At 33.6% G+C, this 20,932-nt stretch carries 21 protein-coding genes and 1 pseudogene; 20 read left to right on the top strand and 2 right to left on the bottom strand.

Features of this window, described 5'->3' with window-relative positions; all coding sequences use genetic code 11:
• Window positions 1-10 precede the first annotated feature (10 nt).
• From H8911_RS00195 to H8911_RS00160, 8 genes and pseudogenes are all read left to right on the top strand, one after another.
• Complete coding sequence (locus tag H8911_RS00195) at window positions 11-682, top strand: response regulator transcription factor (RefSeq protein WP_425331019.1); 672 nt, start codon at window positions 11-13, stop codon at window positions 680-682.
• Entirely contained in the window at window positions 682-1,725 is a 1,044-nt protein-coding gene (locus H8911_RS00190; protein ID WP_005929825.1) for a HAMP domain-containing sensor histidine kinase, read from the top strand. Before H8911_RS00195 ends, H8911_RS00190 begins: the two co-directional genes overlap by 1 nt.
• Before the next feature lie 33 nt (window positions 1,726-1,758).
• Window positions 1,759-2,823 carry an FUSC family protein gene (locus H8911_RS00185; RefSeq protein WP_005946426.1) on the top strand — a complete coding sequence of 355 codons (1,065 nt, stop codon included), beginning with the start codon at window positions 1,759-1,761 and terminating at the stop codon, window positions 2,821-2,823.
• Between the two features lie 66 nt (window positions 2,824-2,889).
• A pseudogene (locus H8911_RS00180) lies at window positions 2,890-3,384 on the top strand (CDP-alcohol phosphatidyltransferase family protein); the annotation flags it as partial.
• A gap of 27 nt (window positions 3,385-3,411) precedes the next feature.
• Window positions 3,412-4,017, top strand: a complete 606-nt coding sequence (locus tag H8911_RS00175) for a cation transporting ATPase C-terminal domain-containing protein (protein WP_255466232.1) — start codon at window positions 3,412-3,414, stop codon at window positions 4,015-4,017.
• On the top strand, window positions 4,017-5,234 hold the full coding sequence (locus H8911_RS00170) for an AI-2E family transporter (RefSeq protein WP_222620918.1): 1,218 nt from the start codon (window positions 4,017-4,019) through the stop codon (window positions 5,232-5,234). The genes H8911_RS00175 and H8911_RS00170 overlap by 1 nt, the downstream gene beginning before the upstream one ends.
• Before the next feature lie 80 nt (window positions 5,235-5,314).
• Entirely contained in the window at window positions 5,315-6,187 is an 873-nt protein-coding gene (locus tag H8911_RS00165; protein WP_008396538.1) for a DegV family protein, read from the top strand.
• 151 nt (window positions 6,188-6,338) lie between these two features.
• Window positions 6,339-6,749, top strand: coding sequence for a transposase (locus H8911_RS00160; RefSeq protein ID WP_186998298.1), 411 nt, complete (start codon window positions 6,339-6,341; stop codon window positions 6,747-6,749).
• Between the two features lie 269 nt (window positions 6,750-7,018).
• Here H8911_RS00160 and H8911_RS00155 read toward each other — a convergent pair whose 3' ends face one another.
• Window positions 7,019-8,209, bottom strand: coding sequence for a site-specific integrase (locus H8911_RS00155; RefSeq protein ID WP_186998297.1), 1,191 nt, complete (start codon window positions 8,207-8,209; stop codon window positions 7,019-7,021).
• 78 nt (window positions 8,210-8,287) lie between these two features.
• A complete protein-coding gene (locus tag H8911_RS00150; RefSeq protein WP_004613735.1) occupies window positions 8,288-8,491 on the bottom strand; it encodes an excisionase in 204 nt (67 codons plus the stop codon).
• Window positions 8,492-9,064: 573 nt separating this feature from the next.
• On the opposite strand from H8911_RS00150, the gene H8911_RS00140 reads away from it, so the two are divergent.
• From H8911_RS00140 to H8911_RS00085, 12 genes are all read left to right on the top strand, one after another.
• A complete protein-coding gene (locus H8911_RS00140; protein ID WP_186998296.1) occupies window positions 9,065-9,808 on the top strand; it encodes a replication protein in 744 nt (247 codons plus the stop codon).
• The gene (locus H8911_RS00135; protein WP_186998295.1) at window positions 9,789-10,031 is read left to right on the top strand and encodes a hypothetical protein; all 243 of its coding nucleotides are present in this window, start codon (window positions 9,789-9,791) and stop codon (window positions 10,029-10,031) included. Before H8911_RS00140 ends, H8911_RS00135 begins: the two co-directional genes overlap by 20 nt.
• 16 nt (window positions 10,032-10,047) lie before the next feature.
• Window positions 10,048-10,323, top strand: coding sequence for an excisionase family DNA-binding protein (locus H8911_RS00130; protein ID WP_186998294.1), 276 nt, complete (start codon window positions 10,048-10,050; stop codon window positions 10,321-10,323).
• Window positions 10,324-10,391: 68 nt separating this feature from the next.
• Entirely contained in the window at window positions 10,392-11,573 is a 1,182-nt protein-coding gene (locus H8911_RS00125) for a tyrosine-type recombinase/integrase (protein WP_186998293.1), read from the top strand.
• 62 nt (window positions 11,574-11,635) lie between these two features.
• Window positions 11,636-12,082, top strand: coding sequence for a methionine--tRNA ligase subunit beta (gene metG / locus H8911_RS00120; RefSeq protein WP_255466231.1), 447 nt, complete (start codon window positions 11,636-11,638; stop codon window positions 12,080-12,082).
• A gap of 1,066 nt (window positions 12,083-13,148) precedes the next feature.
• Window positions 13,149-13,226, top strand: a complete 78-nt coding sequence (gene kdpF, locus H8911_RS12865; RefSeq protein WP_117923998.1) for a K(+)-transporting ATPase subunit F — start codon at window positions 13,149-13,151, stop codon at window positions 13,224-13,226.
• A 27-nt stretch (window positions 13,227-13,253) separates the two neighbouring features.
• Window positions 13,254-13,649 (top strand): hypothetical protein, encoded by a 396-nt coding sequence (locus H8911_RS00110; RefSeq protein WP_117923982.1) that lies wholly within the window; start codon window positions 13,254-13,256, stop codon window positions 13,647-13,649.
• Window positions 13,650-13,663: 14 nt separating this feature from the next.
• Window positions 13,664-15,406: a potassium-transporting ATPase subunit KdpA gene (locus H8911_RS00105; RefSeq protein WP_186998292.1), complete on the top strand. Its 1,743-nt coding sequence runs from the start codon at window positions 13,664-13,666 to the stop codon at window positions 15,404-15,406.
• An 11-nt stretch (window positions 15,407-15,417) separates the two neighbouring features.
• Window positions 15,418-17,475 (top strand): potassium-transporting ATPase subunit KdpB, encoded by a 2,058-nt coding sequence (kdpB, locus tag H8911_RS00100; RefSeq protein WP_186998291.1) that lies wholly within the window; start codon window positions 15,418-15,420, stop codon window positions 17,473-17,475.
• A gap of 10 nt (window positions 17,476-17,485) precedes the next feature.
• On the top strand, window positions 17,486-18,109 hold the full coding sequence (gene kdpC, locus H8911_RS00095) for a potassium-transporting ATPase subunit KdpC (RefSeq protein WP_117923988.1): 624 nt from the start codon (window positions 17,486-17,488) through the stop codon (window positions 18,107-18,109).
• Window positions 18,110-18,237: 128 nt separating this feature from the next.
• Window positions 18,238-18,975 (top strand): response regulator transcription factor, encoded by a 738-nt coding sequence (locus tag H8911_RS00090; protein WP_186998290.1) that lies wholly within the window; start codon window positions 18,238-18,240, stop codon window positions 18,973-18,975.
• Window positions 18,968-20,929, top strand: coding sequence for an ATP-binding protein (locus H8911_RS00085; RefSeq protein WP_186998289.1), 1,962 nt, complete (start codon window positions 18,968-18,970; stop codon window positions 20,927-20,929). The genes H8911_RS00090 and H8911_RS00085 overlap by 8 nt, the downstream gene beginning before the upstream one ends.
• The last annotated feature ends 3 nt before the right edge of the window (window positions 20,930-20,932 follow it).

Raw genomic sequence — 20,932 nt, 5'->3', positions numbered from 1 at the left:
GAAGGAAAACGTGTTTCAAATATTGATTGTAGAAGATGATAAAGAATTAAGCCAGCTATTCCAAAAAGTGCTTGAGAAGAATGGATATCAAGTCAAAAGTGCATCGGATGGAGCACAGGCATTAGAAGTATTGGTTAAGGAATATATTGATCTGATCATTTCTGATATTATGATGCCGGTTATGGATGGCTATGAACTGGTGTCAGAACTTCGCTCAGCAGGATATCAGATACCAGTGCTTATGATCACTGCGAAAGGTTCCTTTGATGATATGCGCCAGGGATTTCTTTCGGGAAGTGACGATTATATGGTAAAACCGGTAAATGTGAATGAAATGGTTTTAAGAGTCGGAGCACTGCTTCGCCGTGCACAGATACTGAATGAACACAAAATTGTGATCGGTTCAACAGAGTTTGATTATGATGCAATGACGGTTACAACTGATAAGGAAAGTCTTGTTTTGCCTAAAAAAGAATTCCTGCTTTTATATAAGCTTGCAGCTTCGCCAGGCAGAATATTTACAAAACAACAGTTGATGGATGAAGTATGGGGATACGAGACGGAGGCAGACTCACATACGATAGAGGTACATATAGGAAGAATCAGGGAGCGTTTGAAAGATAACCCTGATTTTGAAATCGTAACAATGCGTGGAATTGGATACAAGGTGGTGAAAAAATAATGGAACAAAAGAAAGAAAAAGGATTGCGGATCCGATCCTGTCTGACTGGTGCAATCTGGCTGGCACTTGTATTTTCAACAGTCATATCTGCGTTATTATTTGCTTTTTTGAATCATTTTTTTAATCTGCCGGGCAGCATACCTGTGCTTGGCTGGCTTTTGATTTTCAATACATTGATTGCAGGGCTGATCACTTCCTTTATTAATGCAAAGTTACTGGAACCAATTACAAGACTTAGTAAAGCAATGAAGGAAGTTTCTCGGGGAGATTTTGAACAGCATTTGGAAACGAATAGCCGTATAGCAGAAGTTGGAGAATCTTATCAAAGTTTTAACGTTATGACAAAAGAACTTCGTGCAACAGAGGTGCTGCAGATGGATTTTGTATCTGATGTTTCTCATGAGTTTAAGACCCCGATTAATGCCATTGAAGGATATACAATGCTGCTTCAGGGAGAAGAACTGTCTCCGGATCAAGAGGAATATGTAGAAAAAATCTTATTTAACACCCAAAGACTTTCCGGATTGGTTGGTAATATTTTGCTGTTATCCAAGTTAGAGAATCAGAATATACCAATGAAAAAAACAGAATATCGTCTGGATGAACAGATCCGCCAGGCAGTTCTTTCATTGGAAACAAAATGGACAGAAAAAGAAATTGGTTTTCAGGTAGAATTGGAGGAAGTTAAATATACTGCGAATGAAGGACTTTTTATGCATATCTGGATAAATCTTTTAGATAATGCGATTAAGTTCAGCCCTTCAAAGGGGACAATTACGATGTTTCTGAAACAAGAACAGGATTCTGTTAAGTTCATTCTGGAAGATGAAGGACCAGGAATAGAGGATGATGTAAAATCCAGAATATTTGACAAGTTCTATCAGGTAGATGGATCTCATAAAGCAGAAGGAAATGGCCTAGGTCTTGCACTTGTAAAACGGATTGTAGATAGTGCCGGAGGAACAATCAAAGCAGAAAACCGTGAATATGGTGGATGCAGATTTGTTATAGAGCTGCCAAAGCAGAAAGATGAGATTATCTAGTTTTAAGATAAATTAGAAGATGAGAGGATTTATATGACATTTTATCAGGAGTTGCAGTTAAATCAGGCAGGTTCTAAAAACCTGTTGAAAAAGAGTGAAACACTAAAAGAAAAACTATATCATATGTGGGTATATCTGGTGAAGATAGCTGCTACAATGGCATTTTGTTTTTTCTTTGTTAGTATTTTCAGCATCCTATTTGGAAATGAGAACAGCATTGTAGGTGTAGTAGTCTTATTATGTCTCATGGTGTTTAGGAATGCGGATCTGGGGATCCACACCGGACAATCTACGATGCTTTTGGCTTTGTTCTTTGTAATTATGACTGTATGTCCGCATTTAGCAAATCAGTTTTCACCGGTATTGGGAATGCTGTTAAATATTGCGGCACTGGCTGTGTTGATTCTGTTCGGATGCCATAATCCATCCATGTTTAATCAATCTACATTGGTTCTTGGGTATCTGCTGCTATATGGTTATGATGTTACGGGAAAAAGCTATCAGATGCGATTAGTCGGTATGGCTTTAGGTGCAGCACTTACCTGCTTCGTATTTTATCGAAATCATAAAAACAGAACTTATAAAAGAAATCTGAAAGATCTGATACAAGAATTTGATATCACTTCTTCCAGAACAAAATGGCAGATATGTCAGATTTTATGCGTACCGATTGTCCTTTGCATTGCAGAACTTTGTAATATGCCACGTGCAATGTGGGCTGGTATTGCGGCCATGTCCGTGATTTTGCCGTCCATGGAAGATATGCACTACAGAGTCCGTAAAAGGATTGTCGGAAATATTGCAGGTGTTATATGTTTTACAGTATTATATTTTCTGCTTCCTTCGTCAATCTATGCATATATAGGAATTCTTGGTGGAATCGGTGTAGGATTTTCAGCACAATATGGCTGGCAGGCAGTATTTAACACATTTGGTGCTTTAGCCATTGCTGCAGAGACATATGGACTACAAGGAGCGGTTAGTCTTAGAGTGAGTCAAAATGTTTTTGGTGTTGTGTTTGCTTTAGCATTTTGTGTTATATTTTATTGGTTTATGCCTAAAAAAAAGGAAAGTGAGGTGACCGTACATGCAGAGTGAAGTGAATAAGGAAGAAAATTTGAATAGAATTATTACGGTTCCTAATCTTCTTTCTTTTTTCGGCTTTGTCTGATTCCGGTAATTATATGGAGTTATTGTGTAAAGAAAAATCCTCTGTTAGCTGGTGAAATCTTATTGCTGTCTGGTCTTACGGATCTTGCTGATGGATATATCGCAAGAAGATTCCATAGGATTAGTAATTTAGGAAAAATACTTGATCCGGTGGCTGATAAGCTGACACAGGCAGCGATGTTAATCTGTCTGTTTACTCGTTTTCCGCATGTGCTTCTTTTAATCGTAATAATGGCAGGTAAGGAGCTGTATATGGTAGTCAGTGGATGTCTTGTGATACAAAAGACAGGAAAAGTACATGGTGCAGACTGGCATGGAAAGATAGTAACCTTTTTATTATATGGAACTACAGCGGTGCATATTATATGGTTCCACATTACACCGATGGTATCAGATCTGTTGATTGGTTTGTGTGCTATAATGATGGTCATATCGGTCGCTCTGTATATTATCCAGAATACCAGGACTCTTAAGGAAGAGACTGTATAAGCAATTTTATATGCGATACAGTTTCTTTTGTCAGGAAATTTCGGAGCAATTTTAACCGTTCTTTGTTCATCGGTTGCAGGACTTCCGGTGCCATTTGCACCAGTACATTTACTCTTCATTAATCTTTTGACGGATAGTCTTCCGGCAATTGCGTTAGGCTTAGAGCCGGATAGAAGTGAAGTGATGAGTGAAAAACCGAGATTGGCAGATGAGTCGATATTGACAAAAGATTTTCTTAGCAAAATCGGTCTGGAAGGTTTGGTAATTGGAGCAATGACAATGATCAGTTTTTTGACAGGATACAACCAGAATGGTACATTGCTTGGAAGCACGTATGCTTTTGGAACTCTTTGTCTGGCACGTTTGTTTCATGGATATAATTGCAAATCAGATCATCCGGTCATTTTTACAAAAGGTCTCTTTCATAACAAGTGGCTTCAGGGAGCATTTGTGTTAGGTGCAGTACTCATTACAACAGTACTGACGGTTCCTGGTTTCCATAACTTATTCAAAGTGGAAACGTTGAATCTGATGCAGCTTGGATGTGTATATTTATATGCTTTTGCAAGCCTTCTGATTATTCAATTACTTAAGTGTATACGTATGAAACTAAGAAAAAGGGGGGAAAGATAGTGGATTTAAGTAGATGTTCTATGAAAAAAATTCGAGAACTGATTGTGTTTACGGCATTTCTTGTAGTTGCTTTGTGGAAATTCGATGTGGTGATTGAAGTGCTGAAGTCAATATGGAAAATTGTGTTTCCTTTTGCGCTTGGTGGTGCAATTGCCTTTGTGATTAATGTACCAATGAGTTTCCTAGAAAAGAAAATGCTCGGAAAGATAAAAGAAAATAATAAAATAGGAAAAAAAGCTGCGAGACCGATAAGCCTGCTTCTTACAATTATATTGGTAGCAGGTGTCATTATATTGGTAATGTTTGGTGTGATTCCACAGCTTACACAGACCATGGGAAATCTGATGACGAGTATTTCAGATTTTATTCCACAGATGCAAAACTGGATTCGAGAATTTTCACATGATAATCAGGATATTATGAAATTGGTAGATCAGCTGCAGTTTCAGCCTGATCAGGCAATTAAATGGGGAATAAGTCTTCTTGGAAACGGAGTCGGAAATATGATGAATACGACGATGTCAGCAGTAGGTTCCATTGCCAGTGGATTAGCGACCTTTTTTATTTCGTTTTCCTTTGCATGCTATATTCTTTTTCAGAAGGAAAAATTACATTTACAGGTAAGAAAAGTGATTTTCGCTTTTATTCCAAAACAAAAAGCAGATGCAATTCTTAACATATGTTCGCTGACATATCGGACATTTGCAAATTTTCTTGCAGGGCAGTGTCTGGAAGCAGTAATTCTCGGAATGATGTTTGTTATCACGCTAAGTATTTTAAAAATGCCATATGCACTTTTAATTGGAATTTTGATCGCGTTTACCGCATTGGTTCCTATCTTTGGAGCCTTTATTGGCTGTGCCGTGGGAAGTTTTCTGATCTTTATGGTAAATCCAAAACAGGCAGTTTTATTTATTATAGTTTTTCTGCTTTTGCAGCAGATAGAAGGTAATCTGATCTATCCTCATGTGGTTGGCGGATCAGTAGGACTTCCATCAATTTGGGTACTGGCGGCAGTTACAATCGGCGGAAATCTTATGGGAATTATAGGTATGCTGATTTTCATTCCATTTGTATCGGTATTTTATACTATATTCCGGGAGTTCGTATATCTGCGCCTAAAAAAACAACATATAAAACGAGTAACGAGAACGGATGTGGAAGAGTATGCGGAGGAGGAAATTGCGTCATCCTTTATTTTGCCGAATGAAAAATAATGATATGATACAAATATAAATGAAGTGTAATGCCGATTATTAAGACGTTATAAAAATAGATTACGAAGGAAGAAGATATTATGAAGAAAATAGGAATCATGACAGACAGCCACAGTGGAATTTTGAGTGAAGAAGCGCAGAGACTCGGAATTAAGGTACTACCGATGCCTTTTTATATCGGAGAGAAAGTGTATCGTGAAGGAGTAGATCTTTCCAGAGATGAATTTTATGATATGCTTCGAAAGGGCGTAGATGTCTCTACATCTCAGCCGTCACCAACAGAAGTTATGGATATGTGGAAAGAGATGCTGAAAGAATATGAGGAGATTGTTTATATTCCTCTTAGCAGTGCTTTAAGCGGGTCCTGTATGACAGCAGAAGCCATGGCAAATGAAGATGAATTTGCCGGTAAGGTGTTTGTCGTAGATAACGGTCGTGTGGCAACCCCGATGCATCGTTCTGTTCTTGATGCAGTAGAAATGGCAAAAGAAGGATACAGTGTAGTCGAAATCAAGAAAATTCTTGAAGAAACCAGAGAAAAAATGACAATTTATATCGGGCTCAGCACACTGAAATATCTCAAAAAAGGAGGAAGAGTCAGCTCTGTGACAGCTTTGGCAGCAGATGTCCTGAATATCAAACCTGTTATGCATTTCAGCACAGGAAAGCTTGATATCTACCAGAAATGCCGTGGTATGAAGAAATCACGTAAAGTTATGATCGATGCAATGAAGCATGAGCTGGAAACGAATTTCCGAGAAGAATATGCTGCTGGTAAAGTGTACCTGATGGCGGCGTCCAGCAGTACCGATGAAGTGACAGAAGAATGGGTAAACCAGATTAAAGAAAGTTTCCCGGGAATGGAAGTCATGTGTGATAAACTTTCCTTCGGTTTGTCCTGTCATATCGGTCCGGATGGACTGGGAATCGGATGCACCTGTAAGCCAGTGTAAAAAACTGCTCCGGAGAAGATAAAATAAAAGATTAGGGTGTCAAAAGGTTTATAGCCTTTGATATAAATTTGTACCTTGAAAACTTAACACGATATGTAAAAACATTGGATTCTTTGGTAAAATGTAGGTAGCATTTTATGAGGTGATCTATATGTCTTTTGTTAAAAATGATAATCAACAGCTTACTGTTTTAGACAGTACTTTTAATCTTACAGAACGTGAAAAACGAATGTTAGAAAAATCATGGGCAAAAATTTTTGCAGACAAAGTTTTTCCTGCTATTAATGAAAATATTTTTTCTGTTCTTTACAGTAAAAAAGCATCCAGACCTAATACTCCGGTCAATGTGATTGTTGGGGCACTGATTCTTAAAGAAGCTCTTAATGTTACTGACGATGAGATCGTTGAAGCTATGGCATTTGATATCCGCTATCAGTATGCACTGCACACAACCAGTTTTGAAGAGCAGCCAATTAGTGACAGAACCCTCAGCAGGTTTAGAGCAAGAGTTCTTTCTTACGAAACAGAGCATGATGTTGATCTTTTCATGAATGTGTTGTAAAAATGGCAAAAGAAATATCTGATTTTATGGATATCACTCCGGATTGGCTTACTTGTCAACTGTTTTTTGTAATATTTTTAAAGTTTTTTTCTATAAAAACTTAATAAATTTCTGATTATCTTTTCATAAGTTGGTAAATGCCGATATATCCCGTATTTTAGGGCTTTATCGGTATTTTCTTTTTGGAAGATACCTTGCATAAGCTGGCATTTACCAGCATGAAAATGCAACCAAAAGTAGTAAATGAGTAGTAAATATAAGCTCCGATATTAACAAGCCAGTCTTTCCAGTTCCGCTTTTGCAGATTGAAATGTACCGTGTGCGTAATAACCAAGTGTCATGGTTATGTTAGCGTGTCCCATGAGATATTGCAGAGTGTTTGGGTTCATTCCTTTGTTTGCCATATTCGTACAATAAGTATGTCGGAATGAATGTGGCGTAATGTTTGGTAACTTATCTGTGTGATACTTGTTATACTTCTTAATCAGTCCTCGCACCATGCCCTCATAGTTTCCTGCAACTTTAGGCAAGCCCTCACGGTTTAAGAATAGGAAATTGCTGTAACCACCTACAATCAACGGTTGTGCTTTTCCTCTGTTCTTTAGTATCCTTTGGATTGCTTGATAAGCCCGTTCTGTCAATGGAAGTTCCCGTTTTCCGTTTTTGGTCTTTGGTGTTTCAATATAGTAGCCTATTTCGCTGTCTTTCAATAGCTGGTGGTCTATATTGAGTATTCTGTTCTGCATATCAATATGTGTCGTCAGTCCGCAAAATTCAGAAATACGAAGTCCCGTTTCCAGCAGAAGCACAACCTCATCATAATACTTACTGTAAATTTTATCTGTTTCCATAAAGGCAAGCAGGCGTTCTTCCTGCTCTGGTGTAAGGATAACTTTCTGCTCCGTATCATCTTCCAGAACATCACTTAGCTTAAATTCAAACGGGTTCTTTCTGATACAGTCGTCTTGTATTGCCATGTAAAATGACGCTTTCAAGGAACGCTTATAGTTATCAATCGTTTTATAGGCATATCCTTTTTCACTCATTCTGATAGCCCATTCTTTAGCGTCCGACTGTTTGACGGTATCAATCGCCATCATACCCAACGGGTCATTTTTTAGAGCGTTCATAAGATACTGTCGTCCCTTTTCAGTAGCCCTTTTGATGTTCTTTCTTTGGCTGTTTTTCTTGTCGTAGAGCTGGCAGACTGTCATTTTACCGCCTGCTGTGTCGATACCGTCGTTAAGGTCTTTTTTAATCTGTGCTTCTTTTTCCCTCAACGATATATCATCACGCTTTCCAGCAGGTGTCTTGTCTGTCGGTACAAGTTTCCAAGAATAGATAAATTGTGGCTTTCCGTATATATCGGTATATTTATAAACGTATCTTCCGTCTTTTCGCTGGCTCTCTCCATTACGCAAATTGCGATTTTTACTGTCTTTTCGTTTTACATTAGACATAGTGTAAAGCTCCTTTCCGTTATGGAATGAGCCGTGATACGCTATACCTTATTATACCATATCTACGGCTCAATGACATTAGATTTCGTCCAATGTATCTATGATTTTTTCAAATTGTTTTCGCTTAATCTGAATACGATTACCGTTCACGATAACCCAGCCAGCGTCAATATTTTCTTCGGCTAATTTACGCAATTTCTTTTCGCCAATGCGGAAGTATTTAGACGCTTCTTCAATCGTCAGCGTATATTTTTCCCAGATAGGTACATCAGTATTGTTCATAATCTATGCACCCCCCTTTACTGTGTGTCATTTTTTACAAGCAGGCAGACGGCTTTGGAAAGCTCCGTTAGTATCTCAACTATTCCCATTCTTGTGGGCAGAACCGCACCATGCGGACGTATCATTATTCTGTGAGGATAGGTCGTGGCAAAACGACTTTTCCAACAGTCGCTCTCGGATCACTGCGTGGGTCGCTCGCTTTCTTTTGAAAAGGTCGTGGCGTACAGTCCCCGTGGCTCGCTATCTCACAAACGTATCTGTCTGCTTTATTCAGTTGTCAAAGAGCTGTGGCGAAAGCGTGTTGCTTTCATGTAAAAGCAGGTGCAGAGCAGGAAAGAGGGGATTGAACAAATCATGCTCTGCGGTTACTGCTTGTTATTCTTCGGTTTCTAAAGGAATATCAAAGTCCAAAATCATTTTGATAAGTGCTTCTCTGATACGTCCTTTTAATTCCATGTCTACGACATCCCCCTATGAGTGAAATGTGAAAACGAATAAAATAACATTTTGCTCATAAATAAAAAAACATACAGACGTAGCTGTATGCCATTAATTAACCGAGGAAATTTTAACATGAAAAATAAAGATTTAAAAGACAAAGTGAATGCTACAAAGTCATTAACTACAATTGATCCATTCACATTTTATAGTTTAGATACATTCGATTCAAATGAATTGAAAAAATTGAAGAAAAGACATTGGCTATATATTGTGTACCCAGAATCAGCTCCAAGTGATTGGATGGAGATGTTAAAACAATCTGGATTGCAGTTTGCAGTTTCACCATTACATGATCAGGATTTAGATGTTGCTGGAAACAAAAAAAAGCCACATTGGCATATTATTGTTAGTTTTGATGGTCCAACAACATTTAATACAGCATCAACATATTGTGAAGTTACTAAAGGACCATATCCAACAGCGTGTGGAAATGTTCGTGGTGCTTATGAATATTTTACACATAAGAATGATCCGGATAAGTACCAATACAATCCATTAGATATAAAAGAATTTAATGGTTTTACAATGGAACTTTCTAGTAAAGAATTTTTGAGAATAAAGAAAGAATTGGCAAATTTGATTTTAAAAGAGAATATTAGTGAAATTACAGAATTTGATTTGATAGTCCGTATGATGTATCAAGATGATTATTATGAAGTAGCTACGAATAGCACATATTATTTTAATTCATTGATCAAATCGTTACATCATAATAAAGAGGCTGTCGAAAAAAGAATGAAAATGATTAAAGAGCAAGTTGCAGGAACAGTAAATAAAAACCAGGAGGAAGAAGACGATGAAAGTTGTGGCGAATAATTTAGAGATTAGAGGGGTTGAAATAAAAACATCTTCAAAAACGAATAATGAATATTTAATTGTGCGTGTTGAAGATGAAACCGGTAAAGCGTATGAATTATTGGATCGTGATGTAGAAAATAAAGAATGTTATAAACGTGGAGTTCAGTGTGATATGACACTAGATTTACGTTTGAGAAAATATTCTAGTTTATCAATTCTAAAAATGGATGTACATAAGTGATAAGGAGGTATAGAAGATGGGAAAAGAAAATAGTTTGGTGCCGGCTGATATTCGCATGTACACTCGCGAAGAAGTTGCAGATATGATTGGATGTCATAAAGATAATGTTGTTATGCTTAGTGAAGTTGGTTGTTTAAAAGCAATTCGAATTGGAAGACGTTATATGTTTTCGTATGAAGCCATCAAACAATTTCAACATGATTATGAAGGTTTAGATGTTTCAAATCGAACAAAAGCCATTGAATCTTTTAAAAAAGTACATGATTTAGATAAAAATGCTTTAGTATTATAGTTCTCATGAACTATAATACTATTGGTCTTTTTTGAGAATCTTAAGATGAAAAAGATAATGGAGGAATTATGTATTTTCAAAAAAGAGAATCAAAGAAGAATAAAAAAGGATATACCTGGACTGTAAAGTTTTATTACAAAGATGAATATGGTATAAAAAAACGTTTTGCGAAGAGTGGGTTTGCTTCAAAAGCTGATGCTGAAAAATTTGGTATAAAAAAACAACAAGAATTATTAGAAAATGATGGGAAGATGGATGCCATTAACCTAACATTTGATGAAGTGTTTGAAGAATATATGGAAGTTGAAGGAAAGTATAAATATGCGAAGTCTACAGAAATGTATTATAGGAACACTTATAATAATCATGTTAAAAAAAAGATAGGCCAAGCGAAAATCGCTGACCTACATTACTTATCAATACAGAAATATTTTAACAGTTTAGATCAGTTTGGTAAAGCAACAAATAAGAATATTAAGAAAGTATTTTGTGTAACTTTCAAATATGCTCAAAAAGTAGGATATATTCGAGAAAATCCAATGCCAATGATTGAAATACGTGGAATTGAAAACAAACAAGAATATGAAGTTGTTACACTTGAACAAATAGAACAAATCATAGATTCTATGTTAGAGACGAAGCAGGGAAGAAAAGCAACATTTTCAACTTATTCAATGTGTGTCTTTTTGTACCTGGGCTACTTTTTAGGAACCAGGAAAAGCGAAACGTTGGCACTTACCAAAGATGATGTAGATTTTGAAAACAACTATATCTATATATCGAAGCGATTGGAATATCATGGATTAAAACGATCAGAATATCATTTAACTGAACGAATGAAAACTAAAGGAAGTAAATCAAAAATCCCCTTATGTTTACCATTGAAAGAAATTCTATTGCAGTGGTTTCAATATAATCCATACGATTTGATATGTTGTAAAGAAGATGGTAACTTTTTAAGTCCTGGTGATCTAGATATTGTATTTCATAATCATTCAAAGAATTTAGGAATTAAGTTTAGATGTCATATGTTAAGACATTCGTTTGTAACGAATTTAATTCATAATGGTGTAGATGTTAAAACAACAGCCGAATTAGCTAGACATTCAGATATAAGAACGACATTACAGATCTATACTCAGGTATCTGAACAAAATAAAATTGATGCTATTCAGGACACATTTAACAGTAAAAATACTTTGGTGAGACGCGAAAAAGACCCAATTCTGGATAAAAGATATATGAGTTGAATTAAAATTGCTTTAAATAAAGTGAAAATAACACTTGCTACACTTGTTGGTTATTCCCTCACATGAAGAACTTGGGGGATTCAAACAAGAAAGCAAAAGCTAAAAAACTAGTGGAAGCTGCACCTGTAAAGGTTGATTTCTCGAATGTAAAAATCGAACCAATCTTCACAGATATGGTAGATTTTGAAACATTCAGTAAGTCGGATTTCCGTGCTGTTAAGATCTTAGCTTGTGAAGCTGTAGAAAAATCTAAGAAGCTATTAAAGTTCACTTTGGATGATGGCCAACGTAAAGATCGCGTTATTTTAAGCGGAATTCACGAATATTATGAACCAGAAGAATTGGTTGGAAAGACTGCAATTGCGATTGTAAACTTACCACCAAGAAAAATGATGGGTATTAATTCTGAAGGTATGTTGATCTCAGCTGTTCATGAAGAAAATGGTCATGAAGGACTAAACTTATTGATGGTTGATGACAAGATTCCTGCAGGAGCTAAGCTTTACTAGGATTAAACAAATTAGTAATTTTTGGTTGTAAATTTACACATTTACGCCACACTTACGCCAATTCAAAATGGCAAGATAACTACAAATAGTAAAGCGTAGTATATAGATTTAATAAAAGAGCAACTCTCTGATTAACGGGGGTTGCTCATTTTTGTTATTAAATTCATGAAGAAAATATAGCAACTAATTTAATACCACATAGTTAATATGACGCCCTTTTTAATGTTGATGGGTTACTGATATCATTGAACTTTTAACGTTTGATTTTAAATGACACCTTTTTTAATGTGTCTTTCAAAATATAAGTGAAAAATACGCTATACATGTGTTTTGAATATAGGAATTATGTGTTATTGAGGTTAAACGCAGTAAAATATTACATATTGTTATTATAAAAGTCGCTGTTTTCAAAAAAAGACGTCGAAAAATAGACGGTTGACATTAAAAAAGTTGCTATATTCTTTATAAATTGCTCTAAATTCGTTTGATTGGTATTATAAAAGGCATTGTTTTCATAAAAACTACAGAAAATTAAGCGAATGGTATTATAAAATGGTTCATGGTCTTACAATTAGCCATCTTCATTTTCTTTTGAAATAATGCTTTTTCTTCTTCAGTTAAATTAATTTTGAGCTGAACATTTCTAGTTCTATGTGTCACGACAATCACTTCCTTTGCCTAAAAAATGGGGCCTTAGAGTTCTCCCTAACAAGTTAAAATTGCTAAAAAAAGAAGCAGTTCCATAAGGGGCTGCTTCATCAATTTTCGGTAAGTGGGTACACACTTACTGTGCTTGCTACAAAAGTATAGTTTGTATAGTATAGCGTTAAGCTAGTATTTAATTTTAATTTAATTTTAATTTTAAGTTCTTTTTTTTAAACCTATTTTAATTCTGAAAGTATTAAAATACTTCTGTCCTAAGGATAAAGAGATTGTGAATTTAATGGTGAGGAGGAAATTTATGATTGATGTAATCATGTTATCTATTTTAGTTATTTCGTTTTTTCTTATGACAGGGTTTGTAAATTGGATTGATAAAGAATTAAAAAGATAGAGGTGATGATAAATGTTTATTATGATAGTAATTATTATATTACTTTCTTGTTATCTTTTGTATGCTTTGGTAAACCCAGATAAATTTTAACTTATATTATAGAAAGAGGAAGGTAATATGAATACTATACTCAACGGCGATGAGGAAAATGAAAAATACTTTTGTTTAGAAATGAAAAAGCTTATTTGTTCTGGTAAATTACAAGAAGCTATTCAAATTATTTGCAATTTTATGTCAAAACATCCAAATTCTGCTATACCTCATAATTTATTAGGGATTATATATGAAAAAAAACGCAATCATATTCTAGCAATGAAACATTTTAGAGCGGCGTGGTGTTTAGATCCAACTTATTTACCTGCTCGAGAAAATATGTCTAATTTTAGTAGTTTTGAAACGATGCATAGATTTTTTTATGAAGAGTCAGACTGTTCTAAAAGCGAGCAAAAATATGAGATTAAATATGATAGTAGACATATCGCACATGTCGTTGAAAAAAATAAATTTATGTAAATGGAGGGTCATTTATGGTACAGATAGTTTGTACATTATTATTGTTTATGGTTATCATCTTTCCGATTGGAAATTATGTTTACCATGTGTCTGTTGGTAAGAGAACATTTGCAGATCCAGTATTTGATAAAATGGATAATTTTGTGTTTAGGATACTAAAAATAGATACATCAACGATGACTTGGAAAAAATATGCTATGTCATTGTTGATGGTCAATTTATGCCTAGTTTTCATTGGGTATTTGATTTTAAGAATTCAATCAATTGGATTTTTAAATCCAAATGGTATTAGTGGTATGGAAGAATCATTGTCTTTTAATACCATTATATCTTTTATGACAAATACGAATTTACAACATTATGCTGGAGAATCTGGATTATCATATTTATCTCAAATGCTTGTGATTATTATGATGATGTTTACTTCTGCTGCAACGGGTTTTTCTGCATGTATTGCTATGATTAGAGGTTTGTTAGGTAAAAAAATGGGTAATTTCTATGTTGATTTTATCCGAATCATTAACCGATTTTTATTACCTTTATCAATGATTATTGGATTATTTCTTGTATGGCAAGGTGTTCCACAAAATTTGAATTCAAATATTGAATTAACAACAATAGAAGGAAAAATTCAAGAAATTGCATCTGGTCCTATAGCAGCATTAGAATCTATTAAACATTTAGGAACAAATGGTGGGGGATTTTTAGGTGCCAATTCAGCTACACCTTTAGAAAATCCAACAATTATTACAAATATTATCGAATTATTTTCAATGATGATTTTGCCGGTTTCTTGTATTTTTGTTTTTGGTAGAATGGCATATGATAAGCATGAAGAATCAAAAGCAAATAACAGAGTTTATACTTTGTCAACTAAAAATTGCAATAGAGCAAACAAAGTGTGGATGGGCAAGGAAGGAAGAACAATTTTCGTTGCTATGTCAATATTATTTGTTATTGGTTTAGGAGTTTGTTTTTGGAGTGAATCGCTAGGAAACCATGCAGTAGCACAAGCAGGTATCACAGAAACTTTTGGTAATATGGAAGGAAAAGAAGTAAGATTTGGTGTTGCACAATCCGCATTATTTACTACTGCGACAACATCTTTTACAACTGGATCCGTCAATAACATGCATGATACATTAACGCCATTAGGTGGATTAGTTCCATTAATGCATATGATGTTGAATGTTGTTTTTGGTGGAGCTGGTGTTGGGCTTATGAATATGTTAATCTATGCCATTATTGCCGTGTTTATTTGTGGCTTGATGATTGGTAGAACACCCGAATATCTTGGTAAAAAAATTGAAGGAAAAGAAATGAAACTTGCAGCTTTATGTATTATTATTCATCCATTATTGATTTTAGGTTTTAGTGCTTTAGCTGTATCTATTCCAGAAGGTGTTAACGGTATTACGAATCCTAGTTTTCATGGTTTATCGCAAGTTTTATATGAGTTTGCTTCATCAGCAGCTAATAATGGTTCAGGTTTTGAAGGTTTATTAGATAATTCATTATTTTGGAATATGAGTTGTGGTATAGTCATGTTTTTAGCTCGATATTTGCCAATAATCATTCAACTAGGTATTGCTGGTAGTTTGATGAATAAAATAGATATTAACGAATCTACAGGAACTTTAAAAACTAATACTCTAACATTTGCAATTATATTAGTAATTGTTGTTTATATTTTTGCAGCACTAACATTTTTACCTGCAATTGCATTAGGACCAGTTGCAGAGATGTTGACATTATAGGAGGAATAAAAATGAGTAAAAAAGAAAAGAAGCAATTTATTACGAAAGATATCTTCTATTCTTCAATTAAAGGTGCTTTTACAAAGTTATCTCCAAAATATATGATAAAAAATCCGGTTATGTTTGTTGTAGAAGTTGGATTTATTTTATGTACAATATTAGTTTTTTTTCCTCATTTGTTTCATGATGAAGGAAGTAATTTAAGCCTATATAATGCAATAGTTGCGATTATTTTGTTTGTCACATTATTGTTTGCAAATTTTGCTGAGTCCGTTGCTGAAGGACGTGGCAAAGCACAAGCAGATACTTTAAAAAAGACAAAAAAAGATACGAAAGCACGTTTGATTTTAGATGATGGATCTGAAAAGGAAGTATCTAGTAGTGAACTAAAAAAAGGTGATATTGTACTTGTTAAAACTGGTGAATTAATTCCTAGTGATGGTGAAATTATAGATGGTATTGCTAGTGTTGATGAATCAGCGATAACTGGTGAATCGGCTCCTGTCACAAAAGAAGCAGGAGGAGATTTTGCTTCAGTTACCGGGGGTACTACTGTTGTTTCTGATTGGATTAAAATTGAAATATCAACAGATCCAGGTCATTCGTTCTTGGATAAAATGATTTCTATGGTCGAAGGCGCTTCTAGAAAGAAAACTCCAAATGAAATTGCCTTGAATACTTTGTTAGTATCTTTAACTATTATATTTTTAATAGTAATCGTCACATTATATCCTCTCGCTACATACCTAAATGTTAAAATTCCAATTTCAACGTTAGTAGCATTAACAGTATGCTTAATCCCAACCACAATTGGGGCATTACTTAGTGCAATTGGTATTGCAGGTATGGATCGTGTTACTAGATTTAATGTTATTGCACTATCTGGAAAGGCAGTAGAAGCATGTGGTGATGTTGATACAATGATTTTAGATAAAACAGGTACTATTACATTCGGAAATAGATTGGCGAGTGATTTTATTAATGTTGACGGTGTAGATGAAACGGATCTTGTGAAATATGCATGTATTGCATCGTTAAAAGATACGACACCTGAAGGGAAATCAACAGTAGAATTAGCTGAAAAGATGGGAGTTACATTAAATATTGATGATTACAAGAATGCAACATTCATTGAATTTACAGCTAGTAGCAAAATGAGTGGGATTGATCTTGAAGATGGTACTAAAATAAGAAAAGGCTCTGGTGAAGCCATTATTAATTATGTAAAAAATTTAAATGGATTAATTCCTTCTGATTTAAATGAAAAAGTGGAAAATATTTCAAAATTAGGAGGGACTCCGTTGGTAGTTTGTGCTAATGACAAGATTTTAGGTGTTATTTATTTAAAAGATACAGTAAAACCAGGATTGACAGAAAGATTTGATCGTTTACGTAAGATTGGTATTAAAACGATTATGTGCACAGGGGATAATCCTTTAACAGCTGCAACTATTGCTGCTGAAGCTGGTGTTGATGGCTATATTGCTGAATGTAAACCCGAAGATAAAATAGAAGCAATAAAAAAAGAACAATCATTAGGAAAAATTGTAGCTATGACTGGTGATGGAACAAATGATGCACCAGCCTTAGCCCAAGCTAATGTAGGAATAGCAATGAATAGCGGAACTACTGCTGCCAAAGAAGCAGCTAACATGGTAGATTTAGATTCGGATCCAACGAAAATATTAGAGGTAGTAGAAATTGGTAAGCAATTATTGATTACAAGAGGATCGTTAACAACATTTTCTATAGCAAATGATATTGCAAAATATTTTGCAATTATTCCAGCAATTTTTACAATTGCAATTCCACAAATGAACGTCTTAAATATTATGGGACTTAGCTCTCCATCAAGTGCAATTTTATCGGCATTAATCTTTAATGCGATTATTATTCCCTTCCTAATACCGTTAGCTATGAAAGGTGTCAAATATAAACCTATGAGTGCATCTAAACTATTGGGAAGAAACATGATGATTTATGGTTTAGGAGGCGTAATTTGTCCATTTATTGGTATTAAATTAATTGATATTCTCATTTCACCATTACTGGTTTTTTTAGGATTATAGGAGGATGTTTATGAAATGTTTATTTAATAAATTAAAAACACCATTTAAATTATCATTAGTAATGTTCGTAATTTGTGGATTGATTTATCCTATGTTAATGACAGGGTTATCTCAAGCTATCTTCCCACATCAAGCAAATGGAAGTCTAATTGAAATTGACGGAAAAGTTATAGGTTCTGAACTGGTTGGACAAGATTTTACGGATGAGAGATTGTTTCATTGTAGACCTTCTGCTGTAAATTATAATACTTTCACACAAAACGAAAAAGAAAGCAAAGGACAAGTTTTACCATCATCTGGAAGTGAAAATTTAGCATCAAGTAATCCTAAATTAGAAAAAAGAATTAATGATGATATTGAAAAATTTCTACAAGAAAATCCTACGATAAAAAGAGAAGATATTCCTGCAGATATAATAACTGCATCTGGATCAGGATTAGATCCACATATTTCTGTTGATGCTGCTAATGTTCAAATTGATAGAGTGTCAAAAAATACGCATATTTCTAAGGAGGTATTGAAAAAATTAATAAAGGATAATACTGAAAATAAATTACTTGGTATCTTTGGCGAAGAAAAAGTTAATGTGTTGCAATTAAATCTATCTTTAATAAGAGAAATCAAACAAAGTTAAAATCGATTTTTCTATAATTACTAATAAAGCAAAAATAGTATCTTATTGCTATACAAATGATAGTCTAAATAATTCTTTATTTGATTTTTTGGAAATGTTATAATATATAGAAATTTACACGAACGGAGATGAACACTGTGAATAATTTAATGAATGTATTAATAGTTGAAGATGAGTCCGCTATACGAAATTTAATATCAACTGCATTAGAAACAAATGGTTATAATTTCGAAATGGCTACGAATGGTAGTATGGCGTTGTCATTACTAGTTAAACATCAATTTGATATTATTTTGCTTGATTTAGGTTTGCCAGATTTAGATGGAATAGATATCATAAAAAAATTACGTACATTTTCATTTACTCCAATTATTGTAATTAGTGCCAGAAGCAACGATGATGACAAAATTACAGCCTTAGATATTGGAGCGGATGACTATATAACTAAACCATTTAGTGTAGAAGAATTGTTAGCTCGAATTCGCTCAACTTTGAGAAGAATTCAGTACAAAGAAAATACATTAAATAATGATAATTATTTTGTGAATGGACATTTAAAAATAGATTATATTGCTCAATCTGTATATGTAGATGATAAAGAAATTCATTTAATGCCTATTGAATACAATCTATTGTGCTTATTATCTAAAAATATAGGAAGAGTATTAACACATCAGTATATATTAGATAAAGTATGGGTTAACTCTATTGAATCTGATTTATCTTCATTAAGAGTTTATGTAACTTCTTTAAGAAAAAAAATAGAGAAAATATCAAATGAAAAATACATACAAACACATGTTGGGGTAGGTTATAAAATGATAAAAATAGATAATTCTGATGTTGAGGATAAAAATAATGAGTAACCAAAATACTGATTCTATCATGGTATGTCTTTCTCCTTCACCATCCAATATTCATGTAATTCGTGTTGCTAGTAGTATGCTGCGAAATAAAAAAGACCATTTTTATGCATTGTATATATCTGATACAAAAAGGACATTAAGTGATTCAAATCAGGAACAGCTAGATAAAAATATTGCTTGTGCAAAACAATTAGGAGCAGAGGTGGAAATTGTTTCTTCTGAGGATATAGCGGGTGAAATTTTTAAATTTGCTAATATATATAAAGTAAATAAACTTGTCATCGGAAAAAACATGAATATGAGATTTCATCTCTTTCAAAAACCAATTTATCAATATTTATTAGAGAATATTGAAGACATTAATTTAATTATCGTGCCAGTAAAAGAAAATAGAATATTCAAGAGATTAAACAATAAAAGTAAATTGACACTAAAATCGATTGTTACTAGTATTCTTATATTGTTTATCTGTACAGTAGTTGGTTTTGTGTTTTTTGATATGGGATTTCATGATTCTAATATTATTATGATTTACTTAATTGGTGTTTTATTGATTGCCTTAACTACATCAAATATCATATGCAGTGTCGTTTCATCGATTGCTAGTGTTATTTTATTTAACTTTTATTTTACACTGCCTATATTAAGTTTATCTTTTTATGATTCAGCTTATTTAATGACATTTGTAATTATGATTATAGTTGCTTTTTTAATAAGTACACTAATGAATAAAATTCAATTAACAGCTACAAGTTATGCTAATATGGCTAATGTTTCTCGTATTTTATTAGAAAAAAACCAGCTTTTGCAAAAACAACAATCTGTGGAAGATATATTTAATTGTGGATGCAAACAATTATCAAATTTATTTAATAGAGATATTGCGTATTTTCCAATTGAGAAGTCTTCTATACAAAATCCTATTCTGTTTCCCAAAAAGGAAAATTCTTGTTGTAAAGAGTTTTTGAATGCTAATGAGATAGGCGTTGCAAAATGGGTAGCAATCAATGGAAAGCATGCAGGAGCGACAACTCGTTATTTATCAGGATCAAAGAGTATCTATTATGCTGTATTAACGGATGATAAAATATATGGAGTTATTGGTATTTATTTAGGTAACGATGTTTTAGAATCATTTGATAAACGTATTTTATTGGCTATATTAAGTGAAATGGCTATGTGCTTGGAAAATATAAAAAGTAATGAAGAAAAGAATGAGGCTATTATAAAAGTAAAAAAAGAGCAATTTAGATCTGATTTACTTAGGTCTATATCTCATGATCTCAGAACGCCGTTGACTTCGATATATGGTAATGCTGATGTGTTGTTAAATGATAATGGTAATTTGAAGAATGATAAAAAAAATGCTTTATACAAAAATATATATGACGATTCTTTGTGGTTGATCAATTTAGTAGAAAATCTATTATCAATAACTCGTATAGAAGATAGTAGCGTGAAATTAAGAATAGAACCAGAAGTTATAGAAGATGTAATTGATGAATCATTAAGTCATGTTAGTAGAATCAAAGATAATCGTAAAATTAAAGTGAATATTTCTGATGATTTTTTAATGGCGGATATGGATGCGAGATTAATTGTACAGGTCTTAATAAATTTAATTAATAATGCGATAAAATATACAGAAGATGAATCAACAATTTCTATAAACGCTTATCAAATAAAAAATAATGTGTATATTGAAGTGTGTGACAATGGAAGTGGAATAAAAGATATTGATAAAAATAAAATTTTTGAAAAATTCTATACTGTAAATCATTCTGTTGTCGATAGTAAGAAGAGTATGGGACTAGGTTTGTCATTATGTAAATCAATTGTTGAAGCACACGGAGGTGTTATATCTGTAAAAGATAATCAACCAACAGGGGCTATTTTTACATTTAGTTTACCGGCTACAAAGATAACTATAAATAAGAACATGGTTAATTGTTAAATA

Origin of the sequence: Holdemanella hominis (assembly GCF_014306155.1) — a bacterium.
GTDB classification, from domain to species: Bacteria; Bacillota_I; Bacilli_A; order Erysipelotrichales; family Erysipelotrichaceae; genus Holdemanella; species Holdemanella hominis.
The sequence above is the reverse complement of the archived record's forward strand: the minus strand, read 5'-3'. Positions and strand labels throughout refer to the sequence as shown.